This window comes from Roseomonas sp. E05, from assembly GCF_030063475.1.
GTDB lineage: Bacteria > Pseudomonadota > Alphaproteobacteria > Acetobacterales > Acetobacteraceae > Pseudoroseomonas.
The window spans coordinates 50,793-64,578 of record NZ_JASIRT010000001.1; the positions used below are offsets into that span (position 1 = coordinate 50,793).

Annotated in this window: 10 protein-coding genes; 9 read left to right on the forward strand and 1 reads right to left on the reverse strand. The window is 71.4% G+C overall.

The features are described from left to right. Positions 1–3 precede the first annotated feature (3 nt). Both QMO56_RS00270 and QMO56_RS00275 read left to right on the forward strand, forming a co-directional pair. A complete protein-coding gene (locus tag QMO56_RS00270; RefSeq protein ID WP_283523011.1) occupies positions 4–846 on the forward strand; it encodes a M23 family metallopeptidase in 843 nt (280 codons plus the stop codon). Between the two features lie 177 nt (positions 847–1,023). Then, positions 1,024–1,266: a hypothetical protein gene (locus QMO56_RS00275; RefSeq protein ID WP_283523012.1), complete on the forward strand. Its 243-nt coding sequence runs from the start codon at positions 1,024–1,026 to the stop codon at positions 1,264–1,266. 9 nt (positions 1,267–1,275) lie between these two features. Here the strand turns inward: QMO56_RS00275 and QMO56_RS00280 are convergent, their stop codons facing one another. Next, complete coding sequence (locus QMO56_RS00280) at positions 1,276–2,175, reverse strand: lysophospholipid acyltransferase family protein (protein ID WP_283523013.1); 900 nt, start codon at positions 2,173–2,175, stop codon at positions 1,276–1,278. A 159-nt stretch (positions 2,176–2,334) separates the two neighbouring features. Here QMO56_RS00280 and QMO56_RS00285 point away from each other — a divergent pair, with 159 nt between their 5' ends. From QMO56_RS00285 to QMO56_RS00315, 7 genes are all read left to right on the forward strand, one after another. Further along, positions 2,335–3,288, forward strand: a complete 954-nt coding sequence (locus tag QMO56_RS00285; RefSeq protein ID WP_283523014.1) for a TIM44-like domain-containing protein — start codon at positions 2,335–2,337, stop codon at positions 3,286–3,288. A 303-nt stretch (positions 3,289–3,591) separates the two neighbouring features. Beyond that, positions 3,592–5,184 carry an ABC transporter substrate-binding protein gene (locus QMO56_RS00290; protein WP_283523015.1) on the forward strand — a complete coding sequence of 531 codons (1,593 nt, stop codon included), beginning with the start codon at positions 3,592–3,594 and terminating at the stop codon, positions 5,182–5,184. 77 nt (positions 5,185–5,261) lie between these two features. Beyond that, positions 5,262–6,290: an ABC transporter substrate-binding protein gene (locus QMO56_RS00295; protein WP_283523016.1), complete on the forward strand. Its 1,029-nt coding sequence runs from the start codon at positions 5,262–5,264 to the stop codon at positions 6,288–6,290. Positions 6,291–6,982: 692 nt separating this feature from the next. Then, the gene (locus tag QMO56_RS00300) at positions 6,983–9,283 is read left to right on the forward strand and encodes a glycosyl hydrolase (protein ID WP_283523017.1); all 2,301 of its coding nucleotides are present in this window, start codon (positions 6,983–6,985) and stop codon (positions 9,281–9,283) included. A 113-nt stretch (positions 9,284–9,396) separates the two neighbouring features. Then, entirely contained in the window at positions 9,397–10,932 is a 1,536-nt protein-coding gene (gene gpmI / locus QMO56_RS00305; protein ID WP_408906489.1) for a 2,3-bisphosphoglycerate-independent phosphoglycerate mutase, read from the forward strand. Then, positions 10,932–12,224 carry a murein hydrolase activator EnvC gene (locus QMO56_RS00310; RefSeq protein ID WP_283523019.1) on the forward strand — a complete coding sequence of 431 codons (1,293 nt, stop codon included), beginning with the start codon at positions 10,932–10,934 and terminating at the stop codon, positions 12,222–12,224. The genes gpmI and QMO56_RS00310 overlap by 1 nt, the downstream gene beginning before the upstream one ends. Before the next feature lie 144 nt (positions 12,225–12,368). Continuing rightward, positions 12,369–13,751, forward strand: coding sequence for a S41 family peptidase (locus tag QMO56_RS00315; protein ID WP_283523020.1), 1,383 nt, complete (start codon positions 12,369–12,371; stop codon positions 13,749–13,751). Positions 13,752–13,786 lie beyond the last annotated feature (35 nt).

Genomic DNA, 13,786 nt, shown 5'->3' on the forward strand with positions numbered 1-13,786 from the left:
CGGATGATGATTGGCCGCCGCCTGATCCTGGGAGCGCCTGCCCTGCTGCTCGGCGCCTGCGCCGCCGGGCGGGAGACGGCGACCGCCGCCATGGCTGCCCCGCTGCTGGAGCTGGCGGCGGATGGGCTCGCCCAGGGTGGCTTCTCGGTGGGGCGGGTGCCGCCGGGCAGCCGCGTCACCCTCGATGGCCGGGCGATCAGCGTCGGAGCCGAGGGGCGCTTCGCCCTGGGCTTCGGGCGGGATGCGGCGCCCGAGGCGCAGCTTGCCGTCCATGCGCCGGACGGGCGGGCGGAGACGCGCCGCCTCGCCATCGCACGGCGCGAATGGGACATCCAGCGCCTGACCGGCCTGCCGCCGAAGATGGTCACGCCGGATGCGAAGCAGCTCGCCCGCATCAAGGCGGAGCGGGCGCGGCTGAACGCGCTGCGCCGGCTGGACAGCCCCCTGCCCCATTTCGCCGAGGGCTTCGACTGGCCGGCGCGCGGGCGGATCAGTGGCGTCTATGGCAGCCAGCGCATCCTGAACGGCGAGCCCCGCGCACCGCATCTCGGCCTCGACGTCGCCGTTCCCACCGGCACGCCCTGCGCCGCCATGGGGGGCGGGCGCGTGCTGCTGGCAGACAACCTCTACTTCACCGGCAATACGGTGCTGCTGGACCATGGCCATGGGCTGGTCAGCCTCTATGCCCATCTCTCCCGCATGGATGTGGCGGAAGGCGCGATGCTCGCCCGCGGCCAGCATCTCGGCGAGACCGGCGCGACAGGCCGCGTCACCGGGCCACACCTGCATCTCGGCCTCTACTGGTTCACCACGGCGCTGGACCCCCGCCCGCTGCTGCCGGCCTGAGGCCGGCGCGCCCTCGGAGGTTCTGCTCCAGGCCCCGCCGCCGGGGAGGCGACGGCCTGCCGGGAAGCCCGGCCTGAGGGATCAGCATGGCGGCCCCGCGCAGCGCGGGGCAAACACCACGAAATCGCCGCACCATGTTCATGATCCGGTAAGGGTCCTGTGGGCATAGGGCGGCGCATGACGTCGCCTTCCGGCTCCTCCCTCCGCCCTTCCCGGTCGTCCGAGACGCTGCCCACCAGGGGCAGCATCGAGGCCCCCGTGATCGCCCTGTTCGAGGATGCCGGTTCCGCCAGCGCGGCGCTGCGCCGCGCCGGCCTCACGCGCTGGCGCCAATCCTCGCCCGGGGTGGTGGTGCTGGCGCCGCTGCCCGGCCTGCGCGAGCAGCTCTACGCCGCCGGCGCGCTGCTGGTGGTGGAATAGCGCCCCGGCTCAGCCGGCCCGGTCGCGCCGGTAGGCGGCGCGCGCGAAGCGGCGGTGCAGCCAGAGCCATTCCTGCGGCCGGGCGCGCACCCAGGCCTCGATACGGGCGTTCACCGCCATGGTCAGGGCGCGCGCATCCGCCGCGTTGTCGCCACTCTGCGGCAGGGACAGCGGCGGTTCCAGCACGACGCGGAAGCGGCAGGGTCCCATGCGCTCGACCCGCGTCGGGATCAGAGGGCAGCGGAAGCGCAGGGCGAGTTCGGCCGGCGCCGAGGTGGTCATCGCCGGCTGGCCGAGAAAGGGCAGCTCAAGCCCCTCGTTCAGCTTCTGGTCCACCAGCAGGCCCAGGGCCTCGCCGCCGGCAAGGTGGCGCAGCGCCTGCCGGGCGCCGCGCGCGCCTTTCGGAAACAGCGGCAGCTCTGCCCCACCCTTGCGCATCTGCTTCAGTGCCGCGTCCACCAGGGGGTTGTCCGGCGCGCGATAGAGGCTTCCCATCCGCAGGCCCACCCGCTCCGCCACAACCGGCAGGGTTTCCCAGTTGGCCAGATGCGCCGAGACGAAGATCAGCTGCCGTTCCCCCGGCGGCAGGTTCTCCCGCCCGACCAGTTCCCAGCCCGGCCCTTCCGCCGACTCGGGCAGCCGCGGCAGGTGCGGCAGTTCCATCATGGTGCGGCCCAGATTGTCCCAGGCGCCACGCAGCACCGTCTCCCGCCAGGCGGCATCGCGTTCGGGGAAGGCCAGTTCCAGGTTGCGCCGGCCGATGCGCGAAACCGGCAGCCAGGGCCCGACCGTCCGCGCCACCGCGCCGCCCAGCGCCGAAGCGCGGCGCGGCCCCAGCCAGCGGGAGAAGCCGAGCGCCGCGCGCACCAGAAGCGCCTCCAGCCGCCATTGCCATTGCCGCTGCGCCAAGCCTTTCATCCTCCCCTAGCGAAGGGCGGTCTTCTGCGGCATTTGCGCGGCTTTGGCCACCGCTTCCGGTGGCGCGCGCAACCGCCCCAGGCGGCATGGATTACGACCCCGTAATCCCCATATGATGGGACGATGAACCAAGACCGGAGGATTCTCCCCATGCGTGGAAAGGCCAGGTTGCTGGCAGCCCTCGCCGCCTTCGCCCTGGTGCTGGGCCCGGCCCTGGCGGAAGCCCGCCCGGGTGGCGGCCGCGGCAGCTTCGGCAGCCGGGGCAGCCGCACCTTCTCCCCGCCCCCCGTCACCCGCACCGCGCCGGACGCGGCGCGGCCGATGGATCGCACCCTCCAGCAGCCCACCCGCCCTGGCGGCACCGTCCCCGGCGCGGCGAGCACCGTACCGGGCCGCAGCGGGATGTTCGGCGGCTTCGGCGGCGCGCTGCTGGGCGGCCTGATCGGTGTCGGCCTCGGTGGGCTGCTGTTCGGCAACGGACTGTTCGGCGGCATCCATGGCTTCGGCGGGCTGATCGGCCTGCTGCTGCAGATCGCGCTGATCGTGCTGCTGGTGCGCTTCGCCCTCAGCTTCTTCCGCGGCCGGCAGCACGCCATGGCCGGCGGGCCGAATCCGCGTGGACCGAATCCACGCGGGCTGCACCGCATGGCGCAGCCGATGGGCAGCCGGCCGATGGCGGGCGGCGCCGCCTCCGCCCCCGTGGCAGTCGGCGACAGCGACTTCCGCGCCTTCGAGTCCCTGCTGCGGGAGGTGAACGCCGCCTGGTCGCGGCGCGACGAGGCGGGTCTCGCCCGGCTGGCGACGCCGGAGATGATGGGCTTCTTTGCCCAGGATCTGCGCGACCTCGCCGCCCGTGGCTGGCGCAACGAGACGCGCGACGTGCGGCTGGAGCAGGGCGACCTGGCCGAGGCCTGGCGCGAGGGCGGCACCGAGTTCGCCACCGTCGCCATGCGCTTCAGCCTGATCGACGTCACCTATGACGCGCAGGACCGCGTGGTGGAGGGCGATGCGCAACGGCGCGAGGTGACGACCGAGCTCTGGACCTTCCGGCGCAACAGCCCGGGCGAGGCCTGGAAGCTTTCGGCCATCCAGCAGACCGGCTGAGCCGGGCGGCCGGAAGGACGTGGAAAGCGCGGCGCGAGCCGCGCTTTTTTCATGCCCGGATGCTGATGCAGAACCTTGAGAGCACGGCTTTCCTGCTCCCGGCGCTGGCGCGCTCCGACCTTCCCTTCATCCCACGCGCATCAAATCGCTCATGAGTTGTGCATTTGCTGAAAAAGCGGGCTTCCATGGCCCGTCAGCGCAGGAAATAAGCCATGGCGCTGTGCACTTCCCGCCGAAATGGAGTATGCCGCCGCTTCCCTTTGCAGGAGCCGCCGCGCTCCGTGCCTCTGGAAGGAAGCCTGCATGCAACGTCGCGATTTCCTGCTCTCCACCGGGGCCGCCCTGGCCGGCGGCCTCCTCGCCGCGCCGCGCCTGGCACGCGCACAGGATTCGGGCGTGCTGCGCTTCGTCCCGCAGGCCGACCTGCCCAACCTGGACGCCGTCGCCGGCACCCAGCTCGTGGTGCGCAACGCCAGCCTGCTGGTCTTCGACATGCTCTACGGCCTTGGCGCCGACCTGCAGCCGAAGCCGCAGATGTGCGAGGGCCACGAGACCAGCGCCGACGGCCTCACCTGGAGCTTCCGCCTGCGCCCCGGCCTGAAGTTCCATGACGGCGAGCCGGTGCGCAGCGCCGATGTGGTGGCCAGCATCAAGCGCTGGATGCCGCGCGACGGCATGGGCCAGATGATCCAGGCCCGGCTGGAGGCGCTGGAGGCGGTGGACGACCGCAACTTCCGCTTCCGCCTGAAGCAGCCCTTCCCGAAGCTGCTCTACGCGCTGGGCAAGAGCAACACGCCGCTGCTGGTGATCATGCCGGAGCGGATCGCCAGCACCGACTCCTATACCCAGATCAAGGAGTACGTCGGCTCCGGCCCGATGCGCTTCAAGCGCGACGAGTGGATGGCCGGCTCGCGCGCCGTTTTCGAGAAGTTCGCCGACTACCAGCCGCGCGACGAGGCGCCGGACTGGCTGGCCGGCGGCAAGCGGATGCTGGTGGATCGCATCGAGTGGATCACCATGCCCGACCCCGCCACCGCCCTCGGCGCGCTGCAGAACGGCGAGGTGGACTGGTGGGAGAACCCGATCGCCGATCTCGTGCCGGTGCTGAAGACCAACCGCGGCGTGACGGTCGAGATCGCCGACCCCCTGGGCAATATCGGCGCCATGCGGATCAACCACCTGCTGCCGCCCTTCGACAACGTCCTGGCCCGCCAGGCGCTGCAGCTGGCGGCCAGCCAGGAGGACTACATGCGCGCCCTGGTGGGCGACGACGAATCCCTCTGGAAGACGCTGCCCGGCTTCTTCACGCCGGGCACCCCGCTCTACACCGAGGCGGGCGGCGAGCGGCTGAAGGGTCCGCGCCAGTACGACAAGGCGCGCGAGATGCTGAAGCAGGCCGGCTACAACGGCGAGAAGGTGGTGATGCTGGTGGCCGCCGACGTGCCGACCACCAAGGTGCAGGGCGACGTCACCGCCGACATGCTGAAGCGGATCGGCGTGAACGTGGACTACCAGTCGCTCGACTGGGGCACCGTCGGCTCCCGCCGCACCAGCAAGAAGCCGGTCTCCGAGGGCGGCTGGAATATCTTCTTCAGCTGGCACAGCGGCGTGGATTGCATCAACCCGGCGCCCTACAAGGGCATCTCCGCCAGCGGCGACAAGGCCTGGTTCGGCTGGCCGAGCGACGCCAAGGCCGAGGCGCTGATCGCCGACTGGTACGAGGCGCCCGACCTCGCCGCCGAGAAGAGGATCATCGACGACCTCAACCGCGAGTCGATGGACAACGTCACCTACCTGCCCACCGGCTTCTTCCTCGGCCACACGGCCTGGCGGGCCAAGCTCTCCGGCGTGGTGAAGGCGCCCTTCCCGCTGTTCTGGGGCGTGAAGAAGGCCTGACCCCCGGCATGCGGGTTGCTTGGACCGTTCCGACGCCGGCGCGCGACAGGCGCCCGGCGCGGAACCGGGAGATCCGCATGCTCGCCACCCGCCGCAGCCTCATGCTCGGCTCCGCCGCCAGCCTGCTCGCCGCGCCCCGCCTGGCGCGCGGGCAGGCCGCCCTGACGCCGGTGAAGTTCTGCCTGGACTGGGCCTTCCAGGGCCCGCAGGCGCCCTATCTGCTCGCCGCCGACCGCGGCTTCTTCCGCGAGGAAGGGCTCGACGTCACGGTGGACCGCGGCTTCGGCTCCGGTGACACGCCGGTGAAGGTGGCCAGCGGTGCCTATGATTTCGGCATCGCCGATCTCTCGCCCGCCATCCGGCTGCGGCTGGCCACCCCGGGCGCCGACATCTTCTCCCCCTTCGTCATCCAGCAGGGCAGCCCGCTCGCGGTGATGACGCTGAAGAAGACCGGCATCAGCAAGCCCAAGGACCTGGAAGGCAGGAAGCTGGCCGCGCCGGAGACGGATGCCGGGCGGCAGCTCTTCCCCGCCTTCGCCAAGGCCACCGGCATCGACCTCAACAGGATCAGCTGGCTCACCGTCACGCCGCAACTGCGCGAGCCGATGCTGGCGCGCGGCGAGGCCGATGCCATCACCGGCTTCGAGGTCTCCGGCGTGTTCAGCCTGCGCGCGCTGAACGTGCCGCAGGAGAACATCGTCTCGATGCGCTATTCCGATGCCGGGGTGGCGCTGCTCTCCACCGCGCTGCTGGTGAAGCGCCCCTATGCCGAGGCGCATCCGAAACTCGTCACCGGCATGATCCGCGCCATCGCCCGCGGCCATGCCGAGGCCTGGAAGGACCCGGACGCCGCCATCGCTTCCCTGGCGAAGCGCGACGCCACCGCGCCGAAGGACCTCGAAAAGGCGCGCATGCTCGCCAACTTCGCCTTCATCCGCACGCCGCAGGTGCTCTCGGGCGGCTTCGGCAACCTGCCGGAAAGCCAGGTCCAGGCGGCGATCGACACCATCCGCGACGCCTTCAACCTCACGGCCGGGCTCGAGGCGAGCACGATGTACACGCCGCGCTACCTGCCCGAGGCGGCGGCGCTGAAACTTCCGGCCTGACGCCGTCCCGGGGGCGCCGCCCCCGGAACCCCCGCTGGGGTGGTTGAACCACCCCAGACCCCGACAGGCGCGCCGGATCGTTCTCGGCACGGCGCGCAGGCCCTTCTGGCCCAGCCGCGGGGGCAAGCTGCGGCCTGGGCCGTCTCCGCCCGGCCACGCGCACGGGCCCGCCTCGCCATCCGGGTTGATCCGGCAGTTGGGAACGACCCGCTCAGCCCTGCTGTTGCGGACCCGGGTCTAATCCTGCAGCCGCATCAGGCCGTGGGTCCCACCAGGGCCACCCGGCCGCGCGAGGCGGCCCATCATTCCCCGCTCTGGGCTGGCCACCGCGCCACGCCTCCGAAAGGCGGCGGACGCGCCCGGACCCGAAACGCCCGCTCCGCCCTCTTGCCGCCAGAGTACGTCCCACACTCTCCCTCCGCCTGCGCCTCGCCTGGCGCCCGCGCTGCGCGATCCGGCGCCGGCTTCAGGTCTGGAGACGGACGCTCAGAGGCCGCGCCGGTGCGGCGGCACTCCTCCTTCTGGAAGGCGCCCTTCCGCCTGCTCTCAGAGGGCGACAACATCCCATAGTATGGGTTTTTTTCCCACCAGTCAGATCAAAACGGATTTCCGGTATCTGCGAATCCATTCTGCGTTAACATCCGGTTGATAATCACTTTTTAGTGAATCCCTGCAAGATAAACGCAGGTGAGATGATGACTCTACTGGGCGTATACGTCGGCAACGACGCCGAAGCCGTCGATGAGTTCGAATCCTGGCTCGGCAGCGACGTTGATCTGGTCCATGCCGTGGTGGGCAGCGCCAGCTGGACCGACTTCACCAGCAGCGCCTCCTGGATGATCAACACGCTCTGGAGCGGCGTGGATGCCGACCTGCTCTGGTCCGTCCCGCTGATCGTGGATGACGGCTCGGCGAGCCTCGCGACGGCCGCGACCGGCGCCTACAACGACTACTACCGCAGCGTCGCCGAGACGCTGGCCAGCAGCACCGACGGCGATGGGCCGATCTACATTCGCACGGGCTGGGAGTTCAACGGCGACTGGTTCGCCTGGTCCGCCGAGGGGAACGAGGAAGCCTATATCGAGGCCTACCGCCAGTTCGTGGACACCTTCCGCAGCGTCTCGGACCGTTTCGTCTTCGAGTGGTGCGTGGACGCCGCCTCCGGCGGCATGGACCCTTCCACCGCCTATCCCGGCGACGACTATGTCGACATCATCGGCATGGATTTCTACTGGAAGACGGAATACAGCGGCACCGACCCGGTGGCCGCCTTCGAGGACATGGCCTACCGCGAATACGGCCTGCAGTGGCTGGAGGACTTCGCCGCCGCGCACGGCAAGCCGACCGCCTATTCCGAATGGGGCGTCAGCACCGACAACGCGGCGGAATACATCGAGCTGGTGAACGAGTGGTTCGACAGCCACGACGTCGTCTATCAGTCCTATTGGGACTCCGACGCCGCCTACGAGGGCAAGCTGTCGGACGGTTCCAACGCCGATAGCGGCGCGGCCTATCAGGAGCTTTTCGCCGGCAGTGGCGAGACGAGCGACGACACGCCCGCCTCCGGCACCACGGCCGACACCACCGCCGTGGTGGCCGACAGCACGAGCGACACCGCAGCCACGACGGACACCACGACCGACACCACCACGGCCGACGCCATCGTCGCGGCGAGCACGACAACCGATCCGGCCACCCTGGCGGCCAGTGCCGATCCGAGCCGTTGGTTCTACGGCACCAGCGCCACCGAGAGCTGGACCGGCACCTCCGGCAATGACGGCTACAAGTCGGTCGGCGGCGGCGACACCATGGCGGGCGGCCTCGGCGACGACACCTACGTCATCTATTCCGCCAGCGACACCGTCGTGGAGAACACCGGCGCCGGCACCGACACCGTGCAGACCTGGCTCTCCAGCTACACCCTGCCGGACAACGTCGAGAACCTCGTCATCACCGGCACCTCCTGGACCGCCGCCACCGGCAATGCGCTGGACAACCGCATCACCGGCAATGCTTCGCCCAACACGATCAATGGCGCCGGCGGCGCCGACCTGCTGACCGGTGGTGGCGGCGCCGATACCTTCGTCATCGCCGTGGGCGAGGGCGGCGACACCATCACCGACTTCTCCGCCACGGAGGGCGACCAGCTGCAGCTCCAGGGCTTCGGCGACGGCGCCAGCCTGACGCATCAGGGCGGCCTCTGGACCGTCACCGCCGCCGATGGCGAAACCACCAGCTTCACCCTCTCCGGCGTGAGCAGCCTCGCGGACGGCACCTACAGCTTCACGGGCTCCGCCAGCGTCATGGCGGCGAGCACCACGGCCTCCACCGCCGCGACGGCCGATGCAAGCACGGCCGACGCCACCGTCGCGGCGAGCACGACAACCGATCCGGCCACCCTGGCGGCCAGTGCCGATCCGAGCCGTTGGTTCTACGGCACCAGCGCCACCGAGAGCTGGACCGGCACCTCCGGCAATGACGGCTACAAGTCGGTCGGCGGCGGCGACACCATGGCGGGCGGCCTCGGCGACGACACCTACGTCATCTATTCCGCCAGCGACACCGTCGTGGAGAACACCGGCGCCGGCACCGACACCGTGCAGACCTGGCTCTCCAGCTACACCCTGCCGGACAACGTCGAGAACCTCGTCATCACCGGCACCTCCTGGACCGCCGCCACCGGCAATGCGCTGGACAACCGCATCACCGGCAATGCCTCGCCCAACACGATCAATGGCGCCGGCGGCGCCGACCTGCTGACCGGTGGCGGCGGCGCCGACACCTTCGTCGTCGCCATGGGCGAGGGCGGCGACACCATCACCGACTTCTCCGCCACGGAGGGCGACCAGCTGCAGCTCCAGGGCTTCGGCGACGGCGCCAGCCTGACGCATCAGGGCGGCCTCTGGACCGTCACCGCCGCCGATGGCGAAACCACCAGCTTCACCCTCTCCGGCGTGAGCAGCCTCGCGGACGGCGACTACCTCTTCTCCTGATCGGGACGACAGCGGGGATGAGTGGCACACCCATCCCCACCCCAACCTCGCTCCCCCTGGGCAAGCCGCCCCCTCCGGCGCTATCCCTTGCCTCCCTTAGCCAGCGCCGGAGAATGCCCATGCCCCGTCCCAAGCCCGTGATGCTCGTCATCCTCGATGGCTGGGGCTGGCGCGAGGAGGAGGCCGACAACGCCGTCCGCCAGGCCCGCACGCCGAATTTCGGCCGGCTCTGGGCCGAGTGCCCGCACAGCTTCCTGCACACCTGCGGCGAGGATGTCGGCCTGCCCGAGGGGCAGATGGGCAATTCCGAGGTGGGCCACCTCAATCTCGGCGCCGGCCGCGTCGTGATGCAGGACCTGCCGCGCATCGGCAAGGCGGTGCGGGACGGCTCCATCGCCAGCCTGCCAGCGGTGACCGGGCTGATCGACAGGCTGAAGGCGAGCGGCGGCACGCTGCACCTGATGGGCCTGCTCTCGCCGGGCGGCGTGCACAGCCATCAGGACCACGGCCTCGCGCTGGCAAAAGTCTTCGCCGAGGCCGGCATCCCCGTCGCCGTGCACGCCTGGACCGACGGCCGCGACACCCCGCCCGAGGCCAGCCCCGGTTATCTGGCGAATTTCGAGCCGGAGCTGCCGCAGGGCGCGCGCATCGCCACCGTCATCGGCCGCTACTTCGCCATGGACCGCGACAAGCGCTGGGAGCGCGTGCGCCAGGCCTATGACGCCATGGTGGAGGCGAAGGGCGGGCATGCCGACAGCGCCGCCGCCGCCATCGAGGCCGCGCACAAGGCCGGCAGGACCGACGAGTTCATTCCCGCCACCGTCATCGGCGACTATGCCGGCATGCGCGACGGCGACGGCCTGCTCTGCTTCAACTTCCGCGCCGACCGTGTGCGGCAGATCCTCGCCGCCCTGCTCGACCCCGGCTTCGACGGCTTCACCCCGCCGCGCCGCCCGCGCTTCGCCGGCGCCGCCGGCATGACGGAATACTCCACCGAGCTGAACGCGCATCTCACCGCGCTGTTCGGCGCGGAAACGATGAAGGACATCCTCGGCGCCGTGGTCTCCGCCGCCGGGCTGAAGCAGCTCCGCATGGCCGAGACGGAGAAGTACCCGCACGTCACCTACTTCCTGAACGGCGGCGAGGAGACCCCCTTCCCCGGCGAGGAGCGCATCATGGTGCCCTCCCCCAAGGTCGCCACCTACGACCTGCAGCCCGAGATGTCCGCCCCCGAGCTGACCGAGAAGGCGGTGGCGGCGATCGGCACCGGCAAGTTCGACATGATCGTGCTGAACTTCGCCAATGCCGACATGGTCGGCCATACCGGCAGCCTGCCCGCCGCCATCAAGGCCTGCGAGGCGGTGGACACCGGCCTGGGCCGCATCGCCGAGGCGGTGCGGGCGCAGGGCGGCGCGCTGATCGTTACCGCCGACCACGGCAATGCCGAGCTGATGAAGGACCCGGTGACCGGCGGTCCGCATACCGCCCACACCACCAACCCGGTGCCGGTCCTGCTGATGGGCGGCCCGCAGGGGGCGGCGCTGCAGGAAGGCCGGCTGGCCGACGTGGCGCCCACCCTGCTGGCGCTGCTGGGCCTGGAGCAGCCCGCCGCGATGACCGGGCGGAGCCTGCTGCGGAAGGGCGACTGATGCCGCCCTGGCGGCCGCGCCGCTGCGTCGCGCGCGCCGCCCAGCCCCCTGCCCTGCGGCCCTGGGCCTTGCTGGCACTGCTGGCACTGCTGCTGCCGCTCGCCCAGGCACCGGCGCTGGGCGAGGCGCCGCCGCCCACCCGCCGCTCGCTGCGGGAGGCGGAGGTGGCCGCCCGCGCCGCGAAGGAAGCCGCCGCCGAGGCGGAGCGCGCCGCGCATGAGGCCGCCCGGACCGAGGAGCAGCTGGCCGAGCAGCGCGCCGCCGCCGGCCGCCGCGCCGTGGCCGCCGATGCCGCCGCCGATGCCGCCGCCAGGCGGGCCAAGGAGGCGGCCGCCATCCGCGATGCGGCGCTGGTGGATCTCGGCCGTCGCGCGGAGGCCATGGCGCCGCTGCTGCCATTGATGCGCCGCTTGCAGCAATGGCCGTCCGAGACCCTGCTGGCCGTGCCGGGCGACCCGGAGACGACGCTGCGCGGCGTGCTGGTGCTGCGCAGCCTGATGCGCCATCTCTCGGCGGAAGCCGAGGCGCTGCGCCAGGCCCAGGCGGTCGCCGCCGAGGCCACCCGCCGGGCCGAGGCCGAGGCGGCGGAGCTGGACCAGGCGCGGGCCGAGGTGCGGGCCGCCGCCGCCGCCGTGGAGGCCTCCCTGGCCGAGGCCCGCAGCCGCCACACCGCCCTGGAGCAGGAGCGCATGGCGGCTGCGCAGCAGGCCGCCTCCACCGCCGCCCATGCCTCCGACCTGCGCGACATGCTGGAGCGGCTGGAGCAGGCGCGCGCCAAGGCGGAAGCCGAGGCGAAGGTGCGGGCCGAGCGCGAGGCGGAGGCCGCCGCGGCACGGACCCAGGCGGCGCGCGGGCAGACGGAGGCGGAGCCTCGGCAGCGGGCCAGCATCGCCCCCGTGGTGCCGGTGCCGCAGGGCGGCCGGGCGGTGCCCGTGGCCGGCCGCATCGCCCGCGACTTCGGCGACAGCGGCGCCGGCGGACCGGCGCGCGGCCTGACCTATGCGGCGCCGCCCGGCGCGCGGGTGGTCAGCCCCTGCGGCGGCAGCATCGCCTTCGCCGGTCCCTTCCGCTCCTACGGCCAGCTGTTGATTGTGGATTGCGGCCGAGGGTACCATTTCGTCCTGGCCGGCCTGGAGCGGCTGGATGCGGAGCTGGGCGCACGGGTGCTGGCCGGCGAGGCCGTCGGGCAGTTGGGCGACGGAGGAGAGAATGGCCGCGCCGCACTCTATGTGGAGTTGCGCCGCGACGGGAAGCCGGTCGATCCGAAGGGCTGGTTCCGGGTCAGGAGCTGACTCGGGCCCGGGGTTAGGGGCCAGGGTGAATTGTCGAAAAAGGTTTCAGCTTGCCCCTTCCGCCCGAAAAGGCTCTAGGGTGCCATCGGAAGCGGCGGGCCTTGCCGCTGCGAAAGGATAGCTGACCGAATGAGAGGTCGCCGCATGAAGTCTGGAATGCGCATGGCGGGCGTGGTCGGGGCCGCGTTCCTTGCCGGCACGGTGCTGGGCCCGGTGGTCATGCCGCCGGTGGTCTCCGCCGTCGCCCAGGAAACCGGCAAGAACGCCGAGACCTACCGCCTGCTCGACCTGTTTGCTGACGTGTTCGGGCGCGTGCGGAACGAGTATGTCGAGCCGGTCAACGACCGGGACGCGATCGAGAACGCGATCAACGGCATGCTGCAGGGGCTCGACCCGCACAGCAGCTACATGAACGCCCGCTCCTTCCGCGACATGCAGGTGCAGACCCGCGGCGAGTTCGGCGGCCTCGGCATCGAGGTCAGCCAGGAAGGCGGCTACGTGAAGGTGATCAGCCCGATCGACGACACCCCCGCGGCGCGGGCGGGCGTCAAGCCGGGCGACCTCATCACCCACCTCAACGGCAAGTCCGTGCAGGGCCTCACCCTGCAGGAGGCGGTCGAGCAGATGCGCGGCGAGCGCGGCAGCAGCATCAAGCTGACCATCCGCCGCCCGGGCGCCGATACGCCGATCGAGCTGTCCCTGACCCGCGACGTGATCCGGCCGCAGGTGGCGCGCTTCCGCCTGGAGGGGAACGATGTCGGCTATGTCCGCCTCGCCTCCTTCAACGACCAGACCGAGAACGCGCTGCGCAACGCCGTCAGCACCATGCGCAAGCAGGCCGGCGGCACCCTCAAGGGCCTGATCCTCGACCTGCGCAACAACCCGGGCGGGCTGCTCGACCAGGCCGTGCAGGTCTCGGACGACTTCCTGGAGCAGGGCGAGATCGTCTCCACCCGCGCCCGGCGTCCGGATGACTCGCAGCGCTGGAACGCCAAGCCCGGCGACATCACCAGCGGCGAGCGGGTGGTGGTGCTGGTGAACGGCGGCAGCGCCTCGGCCAGCGAGATCGTCGCCGGCGCGCTGCAGGACCATCGCCGCGCCATCGTGCTCGGCACCAAGTCCTTCGGCAAGGGCAGCGTGCAGACCGTCATCCCGATCCCCGGCAACGGCGCCATCCGGCTGACCACGGCGCGCTACTACACGCCCTCCGGCCGCTCCATCCAGGGGCTCGGCATCACGCCCGACATCGAGGTGCTGGCGACCCGGCAGGAAGACAAGGCGCCGCTGCGCGACCGCGAGGCCGACCTGCGCGGCGCGCTGAGCAACGACAACGGCACCCACGAGGTGGCCCCCCTGCCGCCACTGAAGCTGCCGGCGGGCGTGACCGACAAGGTCTCCCGCCTGCCACCCGAGGGCGCCCCGGCCTTCGACCCGACCAAGCCGGAGACCGACTTCCAGCTGCAGCAGGCGGCCACGCTGCTGCGGGCCTGGTCGGCGGCCGAGCCGCAGCGCCGGGCCGCCCGCTGAGCGCCGACTGAGCAAGGCCGCAGTCACCGGGGCGG

Bases quoted from the DNA above. Each gene is read 5' to 3' on its own strand.
- QMO56_RS00270 (WP_283523011.1), top strand. From the start codon at position 4: ATGATGATTGGCCGCCGCCTGATCCTGGGAGCGCCTGCCCTGCTGCTC.
- QMO56_RS00275 (WP_283523012.1), top strand. From the start codon at position 1,024: ATGACGTCGCCTTCCGGCTCCTCCCTCCGCCCTTCCCGGTCGTCCGAG.
- QMO56_RS00285 (WP_283523014.1), top strand. From the start codon at position 2,335: ATGCGTGGAAAGGCCAGGTTGCTGGCAGCCCTCGCCGCCTTCGCCCTG.
- QMO56_RS00290 (WP_283523015.1), top strand. From the start codon at position 3,592: ATGCAACGTCGCGATTTCCTGCTCTCCACCGGGGCCGCCCTGGCCGGC.
- QMO56_RS00295 (WP_283523016.1), top strand. From the start codon at position 5,262: ATGCTCGCCACCCGCCGCAGCCTCATGCTCGGCTCCGCCGCCAGCCTG.
- QMO56_RS00300 (WP_283523017.1), top strand. From the start codon at position 6,983: ATGATGACTCTACTGGGCGTATACGTCGGCAACGACGCCGAAGCCGTC.
- gpmI (WP_408906489.1), top strand. From the start codon at position 9,397: ATGCCCATGCCCCGTCCCAAGCCCGTGATGCTCGTCATCCTCGATGGC.
- QMO56_RS00310 (WP_283523019.1), top strand. From the start codon at position 10,932: ATGCCGCCCTGGCGGCCGCGCCGCTGCGTCGCGCGCGCCGCCCAGCCC.
- QMO56_RS00315 (WP_283523020.1), top strand. From the start codon at position 12,369: ATGAAGTCTGGAATGCGCATGGCGGGCGTGGTCGGGGCCGCGTTCCTT.